We start from the raw sequence: 20,629 nt of genomic DNA on the forward strand, positions 1-20,629 counted from the left end.
GCTCAGTTTCTCACAAAGCTTGGTCCAAAAAAGCCCGGTCAGGTCAAATTCGCTCCGCTTGATATCGGAACAAGGGCAATCTGCAAAAAGCAAATGCCGGTTCTGTGAGTTGGTATGTGCACAACCATGACGGAACTCTCTAATAGAGTTCTCGAAGCCATTTTCGTATTTCATCAGCATTTTCCGAAAGCTCGGCCGAAAATTCGCCGGCAAAATTTCTCCAGGCATCTAGGTTGCGCGCAGGCACTCCGATAATGGCCGGGATGCCGCGCTCAAGCGCTTTCGCCATCAGACCGCACATCCCCCCGCCATCAGCTTCCACCTTGCCGAATTTGTTAAGCACAAGCAGGGCAGGACCATTATCGAGGCTTCTTTCGACCTTCATGGAGGCATCGATCAGAGCCGCCACATCAAGACGGCATCCCCTCGCACCTGCGCCGCGGTCGTCAAAAAGCGGAGTGCGGTAACCGCTGGCGAGATCTTCGAGCAGCACATCGCAGCGCCGATCGGATCCCTCGCATACCGGGTGTTGCAGAACTCCTGAGAGAACCAGATTGCGCGAACGGCATTCGCTGACGATCCACTTGAATATCGCATCCGGATACTCGTCGTTCGCGTAGACAATCGCGGCAAGGCTCGGTTCGTGCTGCCGCGTCAAATCAGGCGCCGGGCCGGAATGCAATGCAAACATCGGAATTGACCTCGATTGGACGCGCCCCGATTAGCTCAAGACAATACGGGATCGCAGGGAAGATCGCGTTCAGGCAGACGTCGATGGCTGCAGGGCGACCGGGCAGATTGACGATCAGGGAATGATTGCGTGTACCGGCGATTTGACGTGACAAAATGGCCGTTGGAACGTCGTCCAAACTGACTCGCCGCATCAATTCACCGAAACCAACCAGCTCGCGTCCGATGACCATGCGCGTTCCCTCGGGCGTGAGATCGCGTGGAGCAGGTCCGGTCCCGCCTGTCGTCAGAACAAGATCGCAACCTTCGCGATCCGACAATTCGATCAGTGCATTGGCAACGCTTTCCGCACCGTCAGGAATAATCTTGAAGATAACGATCCAGTTCGACCGAATGACCTTTCCTAGGAAGGAATTAATAGCCTTCCCGCTCTTGTCGTCGTAGAGACCCTGGCTCGCGCGATCAGAGACAACAAGGATGCCGATCCGTGCGAGCGGCTTGGATTCCGTAAGATTGGTTGGGTTATCGCGTCCGAGACTCATGAACAGCCTCCGCTTCCTCCACACGTGCATCCCGCATGAGCATGGTCCATATCGTTGTGAGAAGCCGGCGGGGCTTCGTCCTGCTGCAGCGACCAGGTGATCATGTACGTCAGACAACCTGCCCCCGGATCGGTGGTACGTTCCAGAGCATTCATAAGGCCTAGCCAGTCTTCGCTGCCGGCAAGGTTTGCAAAACGTCGCACGGCCCCCGATGCATATTCGCCGACGCTTTCCCCGAACCGGCTCGTCATGGCATCGACACGCGCCAGCAGTACGATGTCGCCGCAGGCAATCAGCGCTTCCGCCGCATGGACCTCGTCGTCAAAGCCACGGATAATTTCACCGAGTTGCATGCGGCGTTCCTTTCTACTGGACTAGTGGTGTGTCCGCGGCCGCGAGCGAAATGCCGGTAATCTCGGCCCGGCCCGCAAGGATCGAGATGTATTGCGCGAGCGCCCGATGTTCGACGCTGAATGCTAGATAGTCGGCGATCCGCTCCCGTGCGATCTCGAAAGGCAACATCTGCCCTTCCGCGCGACGATCAAGACGCACAACATGAAAGCCATAACGGGTTTCGACGATCGCAATATCGCCTGGCTTCATCCGCTCCAGCGCTGCCTCGAATTCCGGCACGGTTTGTCCGTGAGTGATCTGGCCGAGATATCCACCTTCCAATGCCGACGTCGTGCAAGCAGAATGATTGGTGGCAAGATCCGCGAAAGCAGCGTGGTCCGATTTCACGGCCGCAAGGATCGTATCGGCAGTCGCCCGCGCCTCGCCACGCGCAGCCACGTCGCAACGCGGGGCGGCGACAAGAATGTGAGCTGCCTCATAAATATCTCCCGATCGAAACCGCTGGCGGTTCTGTTCGTAAAACCGTCGGCAGGCCGCTTCGTCCGGTTCGGGTGTGATGACTTCACGCTCGACCAGCGTCCGCATCGCAGCCTCGTCCGCTGTCTCGGTGCGGCCATCGGGATCGCTGAGGGGCTCCGCTTCGACGCCAAGCCGCGCGGTTTCCTGGAATAACAGTTCCCGCACGACCAAGGCACGAGCCGCCGCCTGCCACGCCAGAATTGGCCTTTCGGCAGGATGGTTCTGGACTTCCCTAGCGATGGCCTCCCGGGGAATAAGCACCCCGTTCACACTGATCGTCTTCGGCTTCGGCAAGACATTCGAAACTGAGCAATCCATGAATTTACTCCGCGGGTTGGACCGGCGGCGAGGCAGCTCGGCCTCCGCTCCGGCTGCGCACCACCTGATAGCCCCGGCGGCCGAGATACCAAACCGGAGCGCTCCAGACGTGGACCAGACGGGTGAAAGGAAAAACGAGAAAGATCGTCATGCCCAGCATCAGATGTGCTTTGAAGATCGGGTGCACGTCGAGAACATAGTGAGCGGCGTCCGGCTGCAGCGTGACGATGGCCTGCGCCCAGTTCATGAATTTCACCATCTCATGACCATCGAGATGGCCGGCCGACAGCGGAATAGTGGCAAGACCGAGCAGCAGCTGCACGAACAGAATCAGCAGGATCGCGGTATCACCGAACGACGAATTGACGCGGATGCGCGGATCGAACAATCGGCGATGGGTCAGCAGGGAAATGCCGACAAGGCACATCAGGCCCGCTACGCCGCCGGCAACCATCGCCAGTATCTGCTTAAAGCCGTGCGAGATGCCCATCATGTCGAACACCCAGATCGGCGTCAGCAGGCCGACGAAATGGCCGCCGAAGATCACCAGGATGCCAACGTGGAAAAGGTTCGAACCCCACATCAGCTGACGACGTCGCAGCAACTGGCTCGATCCGGTGCGCCACGTATACTGCTCGCGATCGAACCGAAAGAGACTCCCGAGCAGAAACACCGTGAAGCAAAGGTAGGGATACCAGCCGAAGACGATAGAGTTGAGCGATTGCATCATTGTTGCCTCCCTAGACGGCTGACGGCGCGGGTTTGACCGCGCGCGTGGCATGACGAAGGCGGGCGGCAAGGCTTTCATGCCCGCACGCACTCTGACCTTGCGTGCCCGGGCCAAACCTGACCTCCTCTTCTTCCCACGCTGCATCGAGCGCAGCGAAATCCATTGGATCCGGATCGGGGCCTTTCAAAAGTTCATCGACCATCTCTCGTTGCGGCGCTTCGGCAATGATCGCCACAAGCGTGTCGAAGATGGCTCTGTAGCTGGATTTGCGCCGGCCGAGCCGCTCGGCCATTGCGGCCATAATATGTGCCGGCTGAGCGAGCAGATCACGCGCCGCCGCCACTGGCTGCGTCGACAGGAATTCGAGAAACAACGGCACAAAGTCCGGCAGTTCGTTGGCGGTAATGGAGAAGCTGGCATCCTCATAAAGCTTCTTCAGATCGACCATGGCCTGGCCCCGGTCGCGGCTTTCACCGTGAACGTGTTCGAACAGATGCAGGGCAAGCGTACGGCTCCGGTCGAACAACAGACCGTAATCCTCCTGAAGGTCGTAAAGCTCCCCAGTCGCGATTTGCTCGATAAGAATATCAAGCGCGCGCCGCTGGACGGCAGGCACGAGGTTCTCCGAATCCAGAACCGCTCTGAATTCTGGAGCCGCCATAATCAGATCCTGGGAGGGATAGGTGAGAAGTGCCGAAAGGATTTTGAACGTCTTCATCACATGACCTCCATCGGCGTTTTGTCCTTGCGCGGCGAGCCGAACAGATTGACTTCGGTTTCGCCACCCGAGCATCCGTTACCGAACGTGAAGCCGCAGGAACCGCGCATATCGTAGGCGTCGGCGCCCACTTCGCGATGGGCTGTCGGAATGACAAACCTGTCTTCGTAGTTTGCGATCGCCATGATCTTGTACATTTCATCGATCTCTTCGGCTTTCAGTCCGACCCGCCGTGCAATCGCTTCATCGACGACCCCGTCGATCGTCTTGGCCCGCATGAAGGCGCGCATCGCAAGCATACGTTCGAGCGCGAGCGTCACCGGCTTCTCGTCCCCTGCTGTCAGCAAGTTGGCGAGATACCTCATTGGAATGCGCAGCGACTTGACGTCGGGCATTTCACCGTCGGAGCCGATCTTGCCGGCCGACGCGGCTGAGGTGATGGGCGACAGCGGCGGCACGTACCACACCATTGGCAATGTGCGGTATTCAGGATGCAGCGGGAACGCCACCTTCCATTCCATCGCCATTTTCCAGATCGGCGATATCTTAGCGGCTTCCAGCCATGCATGGGGAATGCCCTGCCGTTCTGCCTCCGCGATCACGGCCGGATCGTTGGGATTCAGGAAAACGTCGAGTTGAGCCTGATACAGGTCGCGCTCGTCAGGTGTGCTGGCCGCTTCAGCAATCCGATCGGCATCGTAGAGCACCACGCCGAGATAGCGGATGCGGCCGACGCAGGTTTCGGAACACACGGTCGGTTGACCGGCCTCGATCCGCGGATAGCAAAAGATGCACTTCTCCGACTTTCCCGAAGACCAGTTGTAATAGATCTTCTTGTAGGGACATCCCGAGACGCACATGCGCCAACCGCGGCATTTGTCCTGATCGATCAGGACGATGCCATCTTCCTCGCGCTTATAGATCGCGCCCGAAGGACACGCCGCAACGCAGGTCGGATTCAGGCAGTGCTCGCACAGCCGCGGCAGGTACATCATGAAGGTGTTTTCGAACTGACCGTAGATCTCCTTCTGCACGCCGTCGAAATTTGCATCTTTCGAACGCTTTGCGAATTCTCCGCCGAGAATTTCTTCCCAGTTCGGACCCCATTCAATCTTTTCCATGCGTTCGCCGGAAATAAGTGAGCGCGGGCGAGCGGTCGGCATCGCCGCCATCTCCGGGGCCTTCTGCAGATGTTCATAGTCGTAGGTGAACGGCTCGTAGTAGTCATCGATCTCCGGCAAATCGGGATTTGCGAAAATATTCGCCAGCACGCGCCACTTGCCGCCGATCCGCGGCGCTATCGAGCCGTTACGCTTGCGCGTCCAGCCGCCCTTCCAGCGTGCCTGATTTTCCCAATCCTTTGGATAACCGATGCCGGGTTTGGTTTCGACGTTGTTGAACCACGCGTACTCCATGCCTTCGCGGCTGGTCCAGACGTTCTTACATGTTACGCTGCAGGTGTGACATCCGATACACTTATCGAGATTCAGCACCATCGCGATTTGGGCACGAATTTTCATTCTGCAGCCTCCAGGCCGGGTGTGGTTGCGTCGAGCGGCGTATCGAGCCAGTCGATGTTTGCCATCTTGCGAACGGCGACGAATTCATCGCGGTTCGAGCCGACGGTGCCGTAGTAGTTGAAGCCGTACGCCTGCTGGACGTATCCGCCGATCATGTGCGTTGGTTTGAGCACGATACGGGTCACGGAGTTGTGAATGCCGCCTCGCTGACCGGTCTGCTCGGAGCCGGGCACGTTCACGATCTTCTCCTGGGCATGATACATCATGCACATGCCCTGCTTGACGCGCTGAGACACCACCGCGCGCGCCACCAGTGCCCCGTTGGTATTAAAGACCTCGATCCAGTCGTTATCGACGATACCGGCACCCTTCGCGTCGGTTTCGCTGATCCAGACGATCGGCCCGCCGCGCGATAGCGTGAGCATCAGCAGGTTGTCGGTGTAGGTGGAGTGAATGCCCCATTTCTGGTGCGGCGTGAGAAAATTCAGCACCATCGTCTTATTGCCGTTCGGCTTGCGGTCGATCACCGGATTCACCGATTTGGTATCAATCGGCGGCCGATAAACGCAGAAGCCTTCGCCGAATGCCCGCATCCACAGGTGATCCTGATAGAGCTGTTGACGCCCGGTGAGCGTGCGCCAGGGGATCAATTCGTGGACGTTGGTATAACAGGCGTTGTAGCAGACCTTTTCCGACTCTAGTCCGGACCAGATCGGCGACGAGATGATCTTGCGTGGCTGCGCGACCACATCGCGAAAGCGTATCTTCTCATCCTCCTTCGGGATAGCGAGATGGGTATGATCGCGGCCGGTGAAGCCACTAAGCGAATTCCAAGCCTTGACCGCCACCTCGCCGTTGGTTTCAGGCGCGAGGCTCAGGAGGACTTCGCAGGCATCGATGTCTGTATCGATGCGCGCGAGACCTTTACTCCGCCCCTCCTCGGTCACCACGCCATTTAAGCCTTTGAGCAGATCAACCTCATGCTCGGTGTTCCAGCTCATGCCCTTGCCACCGTTGCCCAGCTTGCCCATCAACGGTCCGAGCGACGTAAACTGCTTGTAGATGTTCGGATAGTCGCGATCGACCATAGTGACCGCCGGCATGGTCTTGCCGGGGATCGGATCTATTTCACCTTTCTTCCAGTCCTTCACGTCGAAGGGCTGTGCGATCTCGCCCGCCGTATCGTGCATGATCGGCGTAAGGACGATGTCCTTTTCTACACCAAGCACCTCTGGTGCAACCTTGGAAAACGATTTGGCGATGCCCTTGTAGATTTCCCAGTCGCTGCGCGATTCCCACACCGGATCGATCGCCGCCGTCAGCGGATGAATGAACGGATGCATATCGGATGTATTGAGATCGTTCTTTTCGTACCAGGTCGCCGTCGGCAACACGATATCCGAATACATACAGGTCGTGGACATGCGAAAGTCGAGCGTGACCAGAAGATCAAGTTTGCCTTCCGGCGCTTCTTCATGCCAGACGACTTCGCTCGGCTTCTTTCTGCCGTCCTCGCCGAGATCCTTGCCCATCACGCCGTGGCTGGTGCCAAGCAGATGCTTCAGGAAATATTCGTGACCCTTGCCGGACGCTCCCAGAAGGTTGGAGCGCCAGACAAACATGTTGCGCGGCCAGTTCTTTGGATTGTCCGGATCGTCGCACGCCAGCTTCAACTCGCCTGATTTGAGAGCCTTCGCGACATAATCCTTGGCTTCCAGGCCAGATGCCGCGGCCTGCTTTGACACTTCGATCGGATTGGCCTGAAGCTGCGGCGCGGATGGCAGCCAGCCCATGCGCTCGGCGCGCACATTATAATCGATCAGCGCGCCATCCCACGGACCTGCTGGCGCCGTCGGCGACAGAACTTCCTTCACGTCAAGCGTCTCATAGCGCCACTGATCGGTGTGAGCGTAGAACGCCGAGGTCGAATTCATCTGGCGCGGCGGACGGCTCCAGTCGAGGCCGAAGGCGAGCGGCAGCCACCCGCTTTGCGGGCGCAGCTTCTCCTGCCCGACATAATGCGACCAGCCGCCGCCAGATTGGCCCACGCATCCGCACATCACCAGCATGTTAATGATGCCACGGTAGTTCATATCCATGTGGTACCAGTGGTTCAACCCGGCGCCGACGATCACCATCGAGCGCCCGCCCGTCTTCTCGGCATTCAACGCAAATTCTCGCGCCACCGTGATGATCTGATCGCGCGGCACACCGCTGATCTTTTCCGCCCAGGCCGGCGTATAGGGTTCCACATCGTTGTAGTTTGCGGCGATATGCGCACCGCCCAGACCCCGATCGACACCGTAGTTGGCGACGAACAGATCGAACACCGATGCGACGAGTGCTTCGCCGTCCGCCAGCTGGAGCGTCTTCACCGGCACGTTACGCATCAGCACGTCAGGATGATCGGTACCAAGAAAATGATCGTGCTCGCGGTTGCCGAAATACGGAAAGCCGACTGAAGCAACGTCATCCTGGATGTCCATCAGCGACAGCCGGAGTTTCGTCTCCCGCCCATCCGCCGTTCTCTCCTCGAGATTCCAGTTGCCCTTCTCGCCCCAGCGGAATCCGATCGTTCCGTTCGGAGCGACGATCTCACCGGAATTCTCGTCATAGGCGACGGTCTTCCATTCGGGGTTATTGGTTTCACCCAATGTAGTGTCGAAGTCGGACGCGCGTATAAAGCGCTCCGGCACATAGTACTCACCCTGCTTCACCAGACGCACCAGCATCGGCATGTCAGTGTACTGCCGCGCATAGTCGTTGAAGTACTTGGCCTGCCGATCGATGTGGAATTCGCGCAGGATGACATGACCCATCGCCATGGCGAGGGCGGCATCGGTGCCCTGCTTCGGCGAAACCCATAGATCGGCGAATTTCGACGCTTCCGAATAGTCCGGACAGATCACGACGCTCTTGGCGCCCTTGTAGCGAACCTCGGTATAAAAATGAGCATCCGGCGTACGCGTCTGCGGAACGTTGGAGCCCCACAGGATGAGAAAGCCCGAATTGTACCAATCGGCGCTTTCCGGCACGTCGGTCTGTTCGCCCCAAGTCTGCGGTGATGCCGGCGGCAGGTCGCAATACCAGTCGTAGAACGACATGCACACGCCGCCGAGCAGCGACAGATACCGCGCGCCGGCGGCATAGCTCACCATCGACATCGCAGGAATTGGCGAAAAGCCGAAAATGCGATCCGGCCCGTAACTCTTCACGGTGTAGGCATTCGCGGCCGCAACGATCTCGTTGACCTCATCCCAGCTTGCGCGCACGAAGCCACCGAGACCACGCTTCTTGACATAGGAGCCGCGCTTCTCTGGATTCTCGACGATCGACTTCCATGCCGCGACCGGCGTCATCATTACCCGCGCTTCGCGCCACAACTTCAGCAGCCGTGAACGTACCAGCGGATATTTCACACGGTTACCGGAATAGAGATACCAACTGTAACTTGCACCGCGCGCGCATCCGCGCGGTTCATGATTTGGCAGATCAGGTCGCGTCCGCGGATAATCGGTCTGCTGGGTTTCCCAGGTGACTATTCCGCCTTTGACGTAGACCTTCCACGAGCAAGAGCCCGTACAATTGACGCCGTGCGTGGAGCGAACGATTTTGTCGTGCTGCCAGCGCTTGCGATAGCCATCCTCCCACGATCTGTCTTCGGAGGTCATGATGCCGTGGCCGCCGGCGAACTCGGCTTTGGCTCGCGTAAAGAACGTAAGCCGGTCAAGAAAATGGCTCATCGTTTTTCTCCTTACTGAGCTGGTTGGGTGGCGGACGCGGATACGTCACGCCGTTCAATGTCATGAAGCAGGCCGCCTCTGCGGGTGTAGACAGCCCAGGTGATCAGGACGCACGTTACATAGAAGATGAAGAAACCCCATAGCGCCGCCTGTACGCCGCCAGTGAGATCGATCGACGTTCCGTAGGATTTCGGAATGAAGAATGCGCCGAATGCAGCGATAGCCGATGTGAAGCCCGTAATCGCGGCCGACTCTTTTTCCGCCTGACGCATGCGCGTCGTGACGTCAGCTCCTGGCATCAAGCGGTCAATCTCCTTGCGCATGATGTTCGGGATCATCTGGAAGGTCGATGCGTTGCCGACGCCCGTCGCAAAGAACAGGAACAGGAACATGGCGAAGAACCCCCAGAACGCGCCCGGCTGATCCTTGATACCGAGAAAATAGAGAATCCCGACGACGCCCATCATCATCGCCACGAACACCCACAGGGTGACGCGGCCTCCGCCCCATTTGTCGGAGATCCAGCCGGTGGCCGACCGGGACAAGGCACCCACCAGCGGTCCCAGGAACACGAACGGCATTGCATCGACCGCCGGAAACTGCGTCTTCGCCAGCAGCGGGAAGCCCGCCGCGTAACCGATGAACGAGCCGAAGGTGCCGGTATAGAGCCAGCACATAATCCAGTTATGCTTGCGCTTGAATATCACGACCTGATCCGCGAACGAGGCCTTCGCCGAAGCAATGTCGTTCATTCCGAACCATGCGGCGAAGGCACTCGCCGCGATGAACGGCACCCAGATGAAGCCGGCGTTCTGCAACCAGAGCGGCGCCTGCTGCGTGCCGCCTGTCACCGTCGCCGGATCGCCGCCGAACCAGCCGAACACACCCGCGGTGATCACGAGCGGCACCACGAACTGCACGGTGCTGACCCCGAGATTGCCGAGCCCGGCGTTGAGCGCGAGCGCATTCCCCTTTTCGGAACGCGGGAAGAAGAACGAGATGTTCGCCATCGACGAAGCGAAGTTTCCTCCGCCCAGCCCGCACAGCAGCGCCAGCACGAGGAACAGAGCATAAGGAGTCGACGGGTTCTGCACGGCATAGCCGATGCCGACAGCCGGGATCATCAACGACCAAGTCGCCAGCGTGGTCCACAGCCGTCCGCCGAAGATCGGCACCATGAACGAATAGAAGATGCGCAGCACCGCACCGGAAATACCCGGCAACGCAGCCAGCCAGAACAGCTCCGCCGTGGTGAACTTGAAGCCGACCGCTGGCAGCTTCGCCACGACCACCGACCATACTTGCCAGATCGCGAACGACAGCAGCAGCGAAGGGATCGATATCCATAAGTTGCGCCGCGCGATGGCGCGCCCCGTCGTATCCCAGAAGGTCTTGTCCTCAGGACGCCAGTCGGTCAACACCACGCCGGACAGAGCGCCGACATGTTCCGGCTTGTGGATTTCTTCCATTTCGGGGAATTCGGGCAACTTTTTCAGTGCCTCGCCTGAAACACCGTGCTCCATCTGCCGGATGGCAAGATGCATCCAGGCAAGCGAGGCTGCCACCAGGACGAACAGCAGCATGAAACAGCTCGTCCACAACCCGGTGAGGTCGTTAAGCGCACCGAACACAATCGGAAGCACAAAGCCGCCGAGGCCGCCGATCATCCCGACGAGGCCGCCAACCGCACCGACATGCTTGGGATAATAGACCGGGATGTGCTTGAAGACGGCCGCCTTGCCGAGCGCCATGAAGAAGCCAAGCACGAACACAGTGACGGTGAAGGGCACGAGGCCCATTTCCATATGAAAACTCACCGGCCCGGACACGGTCCGCACGATGTAATCGGCCGGCGGATAGGACAGGATGAACGTACAGAGCACGCCGACGAGGAGTGTCCAGTACATCACCCGGCGCGCGCCATACCGATCCGACAGGTGTCCGCCATATGCGCGGAACACGCTGGCGGGAAACGAGAACATGGCCGCGACCATGCCCGCGGTTTTGATGTTCACGCCGTAAACGTTGATCAGATACTGCGGCAACCACAGCGAAAGAGCAACGAACGCGCCGAAAACGAAGAAGTAGTAAAGCGCAAAGCGCCAAACCTGAATATTTTTGAGAGATTCGAGTTCCAGCCACGCGCTCTTCGGTTTCTCATGATTTTTCCGGCGCGCGAGCACAACCGGATCTTCTTCCGAGAACAGCCAGAAGATAATGGCCATCGCGCCAATCGCCAGTGCCCACACCTGCGCAACGGTCTGCCACCCATAAGCAACCAGCACGAAAGGCGCCACGAATTTTGTGACTGCAGCGCCGACATTGCCCGCGCCGAAGATGCCAAGTGCCGTACCCTGCTTACCTGCTGGGTAGAAGCGCGAGACGTAGGCGACGCCGACCGCAAACGAGCCACCGGCTATGCCGACGAAGAGCGCGGCGATCAGAAACTGCGGATAGGTATGCGCCCATGTCAGCAGATAGGTGGCAATCGCAGCCGCCAGCATCACAACGGTGTAGATGCGCCTGCCGCCGTACTGGTCGGTCCACACACCGAGGACCAGCCGAATTAGCGATCCGCTCAAGATGGGCGTGCCAACCAGAAGTCCGAATTGGGTTTCGTTAAGGCCCAGATCCTGCTTGATGCGGATGCCGATGATCGAGAAGATCGTCCAAACCGCAAAGCAGATCGTGAAAGCAATGGTCGAAAGCCAAAGCGCCCGACCTGGAGCCGTACCGACTGGACTTGACCCGCTCATAGTGCATCTCCAAAACCCGTATGGGGTGGAGATCGCCTCTTGAGGCCGGAATTGATTTGCGCTGGATCAAGCTGGGGCCGGTCAGCGGTGACTTATATGAAAATAGGCATTGCTGCTTGATGTTTTGTGCATTGCAAAATGATGTTTGTTGCATTCATAATTGATAAACATCACAATCCATCAGCGATCCTGAAACGGAGCGATGCCATTGCGTCCCCATGAGCTCCAACAGTTGCGGGAATTGCCGCTGTTTTCCGAAATGAGTCTAGAGAATCTGGAGCGTCTGCTGGATGCCGCATTGCTGCAGCAATTTCCGGCCGGTGTCGTCCTGATCCATGAAGGCGATCAGGCCGACTTCCTTCATGTGCTGATCGACGGCCTCGCCGAGATTTACACCGAGCAGGATGGCGGAGAGTGGGGGATCTCACTGGTCAATCCTGTGTCGACGTTCATTCTTGCAGCCATCGTCAGCGACCAGCCCTATTTGAATTCGGCAAGAACGCTGGTTGAATCACGCATTCTGCTGATTCCCGCAAAGCGAGCCCGCGAGATTTTCGATCAGGACGTCGCCTTTGCCCGCATGGTCGCAAAAGAACTTGCGCTCGCTTACCGCGGATCGGTCAAGAAACTCAAAGGATACATGGCACGGTCGAGCGTCGAACGACTGGCCAACTGGATATTGGCCGAGGCTCAGAAGGACATTGATCAAGGAAATGTCGTGATTCCATTCGACCGCGGCACGCTGGCGTCACACATCGGCACCACGCGGGAAAACCTGTCGCGAAGCCTTGCGTATCTGACCGAGTACGGTGTGCGGATTCGAGGGCGTGAGATCGTCATAGATGACAAGGATCAACTCGCTGTCTTCGCGCGCCCACAGCGGCTCATCGACGATCCTGCATCGTAAAGCGCCCGCACCGCAGTCAGCACGATGCAAGAGCTCTTTCACGGGAAACTAGGCCCCCGCCATACTTGATTTATTACGACATATGACACATATTTAAGCGACACGTGTCAGAGGGCGCCACCATGGCCGTCGCCGCCGAAAAACCGGGTTCGAAAGGGCCAGGGGATCACTTGCAGAAAGTGGCCGAACTGCTTGGCGGGCCGCGCATCCTGTCGCGCCCCATCACAAGCTCCCTCGACGCCCATGAGCTGTTGGTGCATGGGCTGCCCGGATCCGCGCTGAACCACCTCATTCACGGGCTCCTCGTGATTCACAAGACGGACTCGCTGGAAAAAGCCGTCGGAATGAGCCTTCGCACCTTTCAGCGGCGCAAGGACGCTCCCGCCAAGCCGCTCAGCCAGGAACAAAGCGGGCGAACCTGGAAGTTTGCCGAAATCCTAGCCAAGGCCACGGACGTATTCGGCTCGCAGGGAGAGGCCGAGCAGTGGCTCGAGCGTCCGGCTATCGGCCTTGACCAGCGCCGCCCGATCGACCTGCTTGCCACGCCAGCGGGCATCGAACTTGTTGAGCAATATCTCGAACGTCTCGCATACGGCGTCTATGCATGACGCCTCTGCCAGTGCCGTTGGGAGGCAGCCATCTCATCGCCTGGCGCCTCGATCAGGCGCGCTTCGCGCCGACCTGGGATAGTGGCGAAGGCGCTTTCCAGTTCGGCGGCCGATGGAACAGCAAAGGTGTTCGCGTCGTCTATAGCGCCCTCGATCCCGCGACCGCGATCCTCGAAGTCGCGGTTCACAAAGGCTTCAAAGCGCTCGACACGCTGCCACATGTCCTGACCGCACTTCATGTCGTCGACGTGTCTGGCGTTCATGTGGTTCAGCCTGCCGACGTTCCCAACGTCAACTGGCTGCGGCCCGGAATCCCAAGCGCAGGACAGCAGGCGTTCGGTGATGCGCTTCTGGCCAAGCACCAGTTCGTCGTCATTCCAAGCGCGGTGTCCACCCATAGCTGGAATCTGATCTTCGATCCGACCAAGGCGACAGGCGCATACCAGCAGCACATTCAGGAAGCCTTCGCACTCGATACGCGTCTCCATCCTCCGGCTTTGACGCCAGGATCATCTCCATAGCAGCGACCGACCCAGCGCTGCCGCAGAGCGCGCCGATATCCATCGATGCTGATATGATCAATGAGGGCCGCAATTCGATGAGATGGTGGAAGGAAACGCTTCACCAAGCCGCATCGTACGCATTTTACCTGAATTGGGCTTAGGTCTGTCGCTATCCGGCCTCCACTATGGGCTGAGTGCCGCATTGTGGTCAGCCGCATACGGTGTCTGGCTCGCCGGCTTTCTGCCGTTCCTTATGAACCCAATGAATGAGGCACACGGCTGCAAATAGTCGTCGCGAAAGGTATGAACAGCAGGACAAAATAGCGACACAGCATTGCGATAGCGCAAAGTGAAGCTCGGAGGACTTGCTAAATGTTGCACGCGATGGCCCCGCGGAACACGGGCATCTTTCCTCTGAAGTAGAATGGAGCGCACAAATGGGTCATCCTCGCAAATCCCCCGAGATGCTACCGCCTGTTCTGCGCCAGCGTCACAGCAACCAGCAGGATGAAATCTTGCTGCCGACGTGCGCGGATCATGAGGACGGCACGCTGACCCCTGTCGATCTCGCGGTCGAGAAAGGGTTGACGTTGAGACTTCCGGTGACGACGGAGTCCGTCGATCTGCAACACGCCTCTGGACGTGTTCTGGCGCAGACCTTCACTGCGCAAGCGCCGCAACCCTACTTCGATTACAGTGCGATGGATGGCTATGCCGTCAATGTCAAGGACATTGGTAGCTCTCTGCCGGTAAGGTTGAGACTGATCGGGCGCATCGCAGCCAGCCGCACGAAGGAAGAAATCACGCTGAGAACCCGTAGCGCCGTCAGAATTCTGACTGGAGCACCGATCCCGCCCGGCGCGAATGCCGTCATCGCCCAAGAAGAAATACGGCGCGAGGGGGATATTGTCGTGCTTTCCCGCATTCCGCAACGTGGCGAGAACATCAGGCTCCGCGGCGAGGATGTCCAGACCGGCGACACATTGATCGAGCGCAGGAGTCTGATGGACCCGCGGGCGATGGGCGTTGCGGCATCGGCGGGAATACCGCGGGTGGAACTGTTCCGCAAGCTCCGCGTTGCTATCTTCTCGACAGGGTCGGAATTGCGCCAGCCCGGGGAGGATATAGCGCCGGGCGAGATCTACAATTCGAACCGCTACATTCTGCGAGGCCTGCTGGACAAACCCTGGATCGATCTCATCGATCTTGGCACTTCTTATGACGAGCCGAAAGTGCTGCGCGCCTATATGAGAGATGCCGCAGCGCAGGCGGACGTAGTTATCACCACAGGCGGCGTTTCTGTCGGCGATGAAGATCATATGGCTGACGTCGTCCGAGATTGCGATGGAACGATCGCAGTCACCCGCGTCGCGATCAAACCCGGAAAACCGCTGACACTCGGTCAGGTCGGACAAGCCGCTTATATCGGCCTCCCAGGCAATCCCGTGGCGGTCTTCACGACGTTCCGCGTCGTGGTGGATGGCTTGTTGCGGGCATGGGCCGGTCTGAAGCAGCGCGTTGAGCCTGTACGTCCCGTGATCGCAGATTTCACATGGACATGCCGGACCGGGCGTTCGACTTATCTGCCCGGAGTTCTCAAGGGATATAACGCGAACGGAGCACCGCTTGTGGATGTACTTCCAAGAGCCAATTCCGGAAAGCTCTTCCTTCTAAGCAAGGCGGATGGGTTTGTCGTGATCAATCCCGACTACGGCGATGTTAAGCTTGGTGATCTGGTCGGATGGTTCGCCCTGTAGGAACGCCAACTTTCATTATGCATGACGAGATATGCCCGTGAACCTTCACCGAGCCACCGCACGCATGCGCTCCGATCTCAACATTCGTTATGGAGAGGAACGTCTGCCGCGCTACACTAGCTATCCGACCGCGCCGCATTTTTCATGCTCTATCTCGCAGCAAACCTATCGTCAGTGGCTCGCATCGGTTTCGCAAGAACAAACGGTTTCGCTCTATCTACACATTCCCTTCTGCCGGTCCATGTGTTGGTATTGCGGTTGCAATACGACGATTGCCCGGCGCAACGAGCCCATTGCCGAATATCTCGCAGAGATGCGACGCGAGATCGACATGGTGGCAAGTCATGTCGTGCGGCCGCTCAGGATCAATCACATACACTTCGGCGGAGGAACGCCGACCATCGTAACGCCCTCGCAGTTTGCAGAACTGATGAATATTCTGAGGCAAAAATTCACTCTTCGTTCCGACGCTGAGGTGGCCGTCGAGGTTGATCCGCGCACGCTCACCCGCGAGATGATACTTGAACTCGGCGCGAGCGGCGTCACGCGGGCCAGCCTCGGCGTGCAGAGCTTCGACCCCGCCGTGCAGCAAGCCATCAATCGTATTCAGAGTTTTAAAGACACAGCCACTGCGACCGAACAATTGCGAGCGGCGGGTGTACGCGGCATAAACTTCGACCTGATCTACGGCTTGCCGCGTCAGACAGTGGCGTCGTGTTTCGATACGGCCAGGAAATGCCTTTGGCTTCGTCCCGACCGCCTCTCGGTCTTTGGCTATGCGCATGTACCAACGTTCAAGAAACACCAGCGCAAGATCGATGAAGCCGCACTTCCAGATGGTGCCAATCGCCACCTTCAGGCGAACATGATCGCCTACTCCTTGACCGCGGCAGGCTATCGGCAGATCGGCCTCGATCATTTCGCCTTTCCGGGAGATAGTCTGGCGACGGCGCAAGCGGCGGGAAACCTTCACCGGAATTTTCAAGGTTATACCACCGACACAAGTGATGTCCTGATCGGCTTCGGCGCAAGCGCCATTGGGCGGTTTGACCAAGGTTACGTCCAGAATGACGCCGCAACCCGATCCTATTGTACGCAGATCGGCCGCGGCGATCTGGCGACCGAGAAGGGCTATGCGCTAACAGCCGATGACCGCCTGCGTGCCGACATTATCGAACGTATCATGTGCGACTTCCGCGTCGACCTTCAGCAGGTTTGCGCGAGGCATGGCACAACGCCGGCAACCACTCTACAATCAGCCACCCGCCTGCACGGACTGACGGCTGATGGCGTCGTTAATCTCGACGGCGCTGTGCTTTCAATCAGGGATGACGCACGCCATCTGGTGCGCAGCGTCGCCTCCGCGTTCGATGCGTATATCGGGACATCCGGCCCGGTCTACAGCCGCGCTGTCTGAAACAGGCGGCTACAGCCGGATCGTGCTGACTGCGCACGACAGCTCATCGCGTGGACAGTTCACCTTGGGCGGATCGATGTCACGCAAGGCGACCGCGCCAGCCGCAGCCGAATGGCCTATTTCATCAAACAGCAGCGCCATTTCCACGAAAACAGTGCGGTCCCTCTCGTTCTCGGTCAACTGGTTGAGTTCTGACAGAAGCGCGAGAATGGCGGCGATACGATCCTTGTGATCGCGGGCACGAAGCAGCGACCGCCGCGAAAGACGGCGCGCTTCAAGATCCGAGAATCGCTCAAGAGCGCCGCTGAGAAGCTCTCGGCAGCTGCAGTCCAGATCCGTGCGTGTCAGCACAATCTGTAGCCGTGCGATCAGATCGATAGTTTCGCTGTTTCGGCCTTGCTCCGCCATGACCGTTTCTTTCCCAAATCGTGCTGACGCTGCGTTGTCGTGACTCATGGCATCGAATGCTGCATCTGCGCCCGGCCGCGACCCAGACCAGGCTCCTTGGAGGCTGAGATAAACGCGGCGCCCAGCTGTCCATGCACGAAGCCATTCGCGAACGGAACATCGGGATAAATCTGCGACAGCGCGCGAGTCGCATCCTCGTGTTCCCGATTGCCGTCGAGCACGTCGCGGAAAACCCGGGCAACCGCGACCATGTCACATTGCTGCGGCGACAGGCGAAGTGCACCGACGCCCACTGCGGCAAGTTCTTCCACCTCCCCCAGCAAATTGGCACACGCATGCGACATGGTCTGCACTCCATTCATGGCAAGGAACGGCTCGCCATCGAGCGTGGTCACAGTCAGCCCGTCCGGATCTTTCTCGCAAACGAAACGGCAATTGTCCTTTGAGAGCTTGTGGAGGCGGGCATGATAACAGCGTGCGGAGATCGCAAGCGGCACGCGACCAAAGGCAAAGACCTCCGTCGTGACGTCTGGCAAAGTAGCCGCGACGGTCCGGATCGAGTCCATCGGCAATTCGGGGGGCAGACAGATGCGACGCGCCCCCCGTCCGGCGAAGTAGGCCGCGGTCGCCTCGTTGTAGATATTCACAAACGGGCCGATTGCATAAGGGCGGCCCGCGAGCGATCCAAAGCAGGATAGATCGTTCGCCTCCACCATGAAGTCCGTGTTTCCGGCAAGTTCCACCATCTGCCGTCGCTCCCGTGGCAGCGACACGAGAATGAGAGATCCGAGAACAACCTGCTTGCCGCAAGCCGCGAGCCGCTCGATCACCACAGGCATATGTTCCGCAAAGAACGGCGAACGTTTCGAACACACGATTTCGCCGACCACGACCACATCGACGGGCGCTTCCTCGGCAATACGGAAATAGAAGTCGCGCCACTGCTCAGGTTGCCAATGGTAGAGCACAGGCCCAAGGGTCAATTGCATCGGCGTAACCTCACCCGATACATGCCGTGAATCATGAACATATATGACATCATCGCCAGCTCTTGCGATAAGCTCCGGCCGTCGTTGACTGACCTTCGGTGAGAGCGACCAGCCCGCCTACCGGAGCAGGAAGACCGCCTTCCAGTTCCGCGAGCGTTTGACGAAAATTGCGGACCACGCGCTCGATATAGGCGCGGCCGCGTTGCCGTCCCTCGATTTTCAGCGCCGTGACGCCGGCTTTCTGCAATTCCGGCAGCATGGAGGTTGCATCGAGACTCACCGGGTCCTCGAAAAGATAGCCGGCACCGTACTCAGTCTGGAAACGTCCCTTGCACAGCGTCGGGTACCCCGCCGCCTCCCTCGCGGAAAACTTGTTGATCGTGAATTCGCCGAGGCGCGAAATGAGCTGCCCATCCTGCTTGAGATAGTGGACATCGCTTGCCGGTGAACAAACGCCGTGCATGTTCGGGGATTTTCCCGTGGCGTAGGAGGAGAGCGAACAGCGCCCCTCCTCCATGACGCAAAGGCCGCCAAAGACGAAGATCTCGGTCTCGCAACTGACCTCGCGCGCAATCGCAGCGATTTCGGCCACGCTCAACACTCGGGGCAAAACGACCCGGCGCGCTCCGAACGCCTTCACATAGAAATTGATTGCATCCGGATTGGCGGCGGCGGCCTGAACCGAAACATGAAGGCGCTGGTCCGGATGACGTTGCGCCGCATAGTCGAGAACGCCGACGTCGGCGACAATCAAAGCATCTGCGCCTGCCTCGACAGCATCGTCGACCGCGCGTTTCCAGACGTCGAGCGCTCCCGCTCGCGCGAACGTGTTAATGGCAACCAGAACCTTGACGCCATGTTTGTGGGCACGCGCGATCCCCGCCCGCAGTTCTTCGCGGCTGAAATTTAGCCCGGGAAAATTGCGCGCATTGGTCTCGTCGCGAAAGCCGCAATAGACCGCATCCGCCCCTGCTTCAACGGCGGCCTTGAGTGCGGCTGGCGTTCCGGCGGGGCAGATCAGTTCCATGATCCGCCCTTGGACGCCAGATCGCGCCGCTGCTGTCCGGGGGGATCGCCGATGACGCCCCGCACGAGCCGCTCGACGATGGGCGACAACGGCCCCATCCACGCGACGGATTCAGCGACAATGTCAATTCCGGCGTCATCGATTGCGTTACGCAGCGCGACCGCTGCCTCCATATCGCCCTCGATCTGAAGATCCCGCGAGAAGAAGAGCGCGTCCCCATCGCAGGACCCGTCCACGAGTCCAATGAGCGCCGCGAGAGGCCCCGTAATCCGGACGTCAATCCGTCGCGGCAGGGACCTTGTTGCAGTGACAGTTGGGTTCACCCTCCTGGGCTCGAGCACAAAAGCGAAAGGCAGGTCTATCGGATCGAGCCCGTACCGTTTGGCGGCATGGGCGCCGAGACGATCGAAAATTTGCGGATGCCGCTTCTGTATCCCGTAGAGCGAGGCGGCGAGTACTGGCTGCAACGGCAAAAGCGGCAGGACTCGCCCCGCAAGGGCGAACACAAGCGGCAGTCTCGATATGGACGAACCGGATACCGGCATGAGACTTCCCCTTTCAAGTCTTCATATCATCCGGCCGAAGCTAACTCTTTGTTCGAGAACAATGAATATGTGGGGAATCCATGCTGAATTCGATTTTAAGGAGGCGGTGTGCCGCGTCCCTCCCGTGATTTCCAGACCCGCACATTTTCGGTACGTGCCTTGGAGATGGCGGCCCTTTCCACTCCACGATGACGGTCTCATATGATCCAGCGCGCAGACTTGATCTTTCTTGAGGAACTCGGTCAACGAGTCATGGCCGCACGCGGTCTTCGCGGCATGTCGCGCAAGACGCTGGCCCAGACGTCGAGTATTTCCGAACGTTACATTGCACTACTTGAGAGTGGCAGAGGCAACATCTCCATCGTACTGCTGCGCCGAGTATCGAACGCAATGGCCATACCCTTGATCGACCTCATTCCATCCGGCAAGCCGCATCGCCGATGGACCGATGCCGCCCGGTCCATATTTCCGCAGGCGGGAAAGCACTGATCACACACGCATAGACTGCGGTGTGAGCGGTCACAGCTTCCGCCGCCATGTTCGCTGAACATGACACTGGCCTATACATCTCCGAATCC

The 20,629-nt window shown here is 58.8% G+C and carries 18 protein-coding genes and 1 pseudogene; 6 read left to right on the plus strand and 13 right to left on the minus strand.

What is annotated here, in order from left to right:
- Positions 1–139: 139 nt before the first annotated feature.
- The 9 genes from BN32_RS13705 to BN32_RS13745 are packed head-to-tail and all read right to left on the minus strand — an operon-like array spanning position 140 to position 11,890.
- Positions 140–658: a DUF2478 domain-containing protein gene (locus BN32_RS13705; protein ID WP_040426484.1), complete on the minus strand. Its 519-nt coding sequence runs from the start codon at positions 656–658 to the stop codon at positions 140–142.
- A gap of 1 nt (position 659) precedes the next feature.
- Entirely contained in the window at positions 660–1,232 is a 573-nt protein-coding gene (gene mog / locus BN32_RS13710; protein ID WP_019198796.1) for a molybdopterin adenylyltransferase, read from the minus strand.
- The gene (locus tag BN32_RS13715) at positions 1,229–1,585 is read right to left on the minus strand and encodes a hypothetical protein (RefSeq protein WP_019198797.1); all 357 of its coding nucleotides are present in this window, start codon (positions 1,583–1,585) and stop codon (positions 1,229–1,231) included. The genes mog and BN32_RS13715 overlap by 4 nt, the downstream gene beginning before the upstream one ends.
- A gap of 13 nt (positions 1,586–1,598) precedes the next feature.
- Positions 1,599–2,423, minus strand: a complete 825-nt coding sequence (locus tag BN32_RS13720) for a peptidylprolyl isomerase (RefSeq protein WP_019198798.1) — start codon at positions 2,421–2,423, stop codon at positions 1,599–1,601.
- Positions 2,424–2,427: 4 nt separating this feature from the next.
- The gene (narI, locus tag BN32_RS13725) at positions 2,428–3,153 is read right to left on the minus strand and encodes a respiratory nitrate reductase subunit gamma (protein ID WP_019198799.1); all 726 of its coding nucleotides are present in this window, start codon (positions 3,151–3,153) and stop codon (positions 2,428–2,430) included.
- Between the two features lie 10 nt (positions 3,154–3,163).
- On the minus strand, positions 3,164–3,871 hold the full coding sequence (gene narJ, locus BN32_RS13730; RefSeq protein ID WP_019198800.1) for a nitrate reductase molybdenum cofactor assembly chaperone: 708 nt from the start codon (positions 3,869–3,871) through the stop codon (positions 3,164–3,166).
- Complete coding sequence (narH, locus tag BN32_RS13735; protein ID WP_040425707.1) at positions 3,871–5,391, minus strand: nitrate reductase subunit beta; 1,521 nt, start codon at positions 5,389–5,391, stop codon at positions 3,871–3,873. Before narH ends, narJ begins: the two co-directional genes overlap by 1 nt.
- Entirely contained in the window at positions 5,388–9,134 is a 3,747-nt protein-coding gene (locus BN32_RS13740) for a nitrate reductase subunit alpha (protein ID WP_019198802.1), read from the minus strand. Before BN32_RS13740 ends, narH begins: the two co-directional genes overlap by 4 nt.
- Before the next feature lie 11 nt (positions 9,135–9,145).
- A complete protein-coding gene (locus BN32_RS13745) occupies positions 9,146–11,890 on the minus strand; it encodes a nitrate/nitrite transporter (RefSeq protein ID WP_019198803.1) in 2,745 nt (914 codons plus the stop codon).
- Between the two features lie 202 nt (positions 11,891–12,092).
- Here BN32_RS13745 and BN32_RS13750 point away from each other — a divergent pair, with 202 nt between their 5' ends.
- The 5 genes from BN32_RS13750 to hemN all read left to right on the plus strand — a co-directional run bounded on the left by BN32_RS13750 (position 12,093) and on the right by hemN (position 17,082).
- Complete coding sequence (locus BN32_RS13750; RefSeq protein ID WP_283805245.1) at positions 12,093–12,797, plus strand: cyclic nucleotide-binding domain-containing protein; 705 nt, start codon at positions 12,093–12,095, stop codon at positions 12,795–12,797.
- A gap of 122 nt (positions 12,798–12,919) precedes the next feature.
- Positions 12,920–13,405, plus strand: a complete 486-nt coding sequence (parS, locus tag BN32_RS13755) for a type II RES/Xre toxin-antitoxin system antitoxin (protein WP_019198805.1) — start codon at positions 12,920–12,922, stop codon at positions 13,403–13,405.
- Positions 13,402–13,926 carry an RES family NAD+ phosphorylase gene (locus tag BN32_RS13760; RefSeq protein WP_019198806.1) on the plus strand — a complete coding sequence of 175 codons (525 nt, stop codon included), beginning with the start codon at positions 13,402–13,404 and terminating at the stop codon, positions 13,924–13,926. Before parS ends, BN32_RS13760 begins: the two co-directional genes overlap by 4 nt.
- A gap of 419 nt (positions 13,927–14,345) precedes the next feature.
- On the plus strand, positions 14,346–15,665 hold the full coding sequence (locus tag BN32_RS13765) for a molybdopterin molybdotransferase MoeA (RefSeq protein WP_040425709.1): 1,320 nt from the start codon (positions 14,346–14,348) through the stop codon (positions 15,663–15,665).
- A gap of 64 nt (positions 15,666–15,729) precedes the next feature.
- Positions 15,730–17,082 carry an oxygen-independent coproporphyrinogen III oxidase gene (gene hemN, locus BN32_RS13770; RefSeq protein WP_040426487.1) on the plus strand — a complete coding sequence of 451 codons (1,353 nt, stop codon included), beginning with the start codon at positions 15,730–15,732 and terminating at the stop codon, positions 17,080–17,082.
- 9 nt (positions 17,083–17,091) lie between these two features.
- Here hemN and BN32_RS13775 read toward each other — a convergent pair whose 3' ends face one another.
- From BN32_RS13775 to ubiT, 4 genes are read right to left on the minus strand one after another with little or no spacing between them, the layout of a single operon-like run.
- On the minus strand, positions 17,092–17,490 hold the full coding sequence (locus BN32_RS13775) for a hypothetical protein (RefSeq protein ID WP_019198809.1): 399 nt from the start codon (positions 17,488–17,490) through the stop codon (positions 17,092–17,094).
- Between the two features lie 44 nt (positions 17,491–17,534).
- Positions 17,535–18,479: a ubiquinone anaerobic biosynthesis protein UbiV gene (ubiV, locus tag BN32_RS13780; RefSeq protein ID WP_040425713.1), complete on the minus strand. Its 945-nt coding sequence runs from the start codon at positions 18,477–18,479 to the stop codon at positions 17,535–17,537.
- A 49-nt stretch (positions 18,480–18,528) separates the two neighbouring features.
- Positions 18,529–19,506 (minus strand): ubiquinone anaerobic biosynthesis protein UbiU, encoded by a 978-nt coding sequence (ubiU, locus tag BN32_RS13785; protein WP_019198811.1) that lies wholly within the window; start codon positions 19,504–19,506, stop codon positions 18,529–18,531.
- Positions 19,497–20,051 (minus strand): ubiquinone anaerobic biosynthesis accessory factor UbiT, encoded by a 555-nt coding sequence (gene ubiT / locus BN32_RS13790; RefSeq protein WP_019198812.1) that lies wholly within the window; start codon positions 20,049–20,051, stop codon positions 19,497–19,499. The genes ubiU and ubiT overlap by 10 nt, the downstream gene beginning before the upstream one ends.
- A gap of 201 nt (positions 20,052–20,252) precedes the next feature.
- Here ubiT and BN32_RS13795 point away from each other — a divergent pair.
- Positions 20,253–20,495, plus strand: a pseudogene (locus BN32_RS13795) (helix-turn-helix domain-containing protein); the annotation flags it as partial.
- Between the last annotated feature and the right edge of the window lie 134 nt (positions 20,496–20,629).

The organism is Afipia birgiae 34632, assembly GCF_000308295.2.
Classification (GTDB): Bacteria; Pseudomonadota; Alphaproteobacteria; order Rhizobiales; family Xanthobacteraceae; genus Afipia; species Afipia birgiae.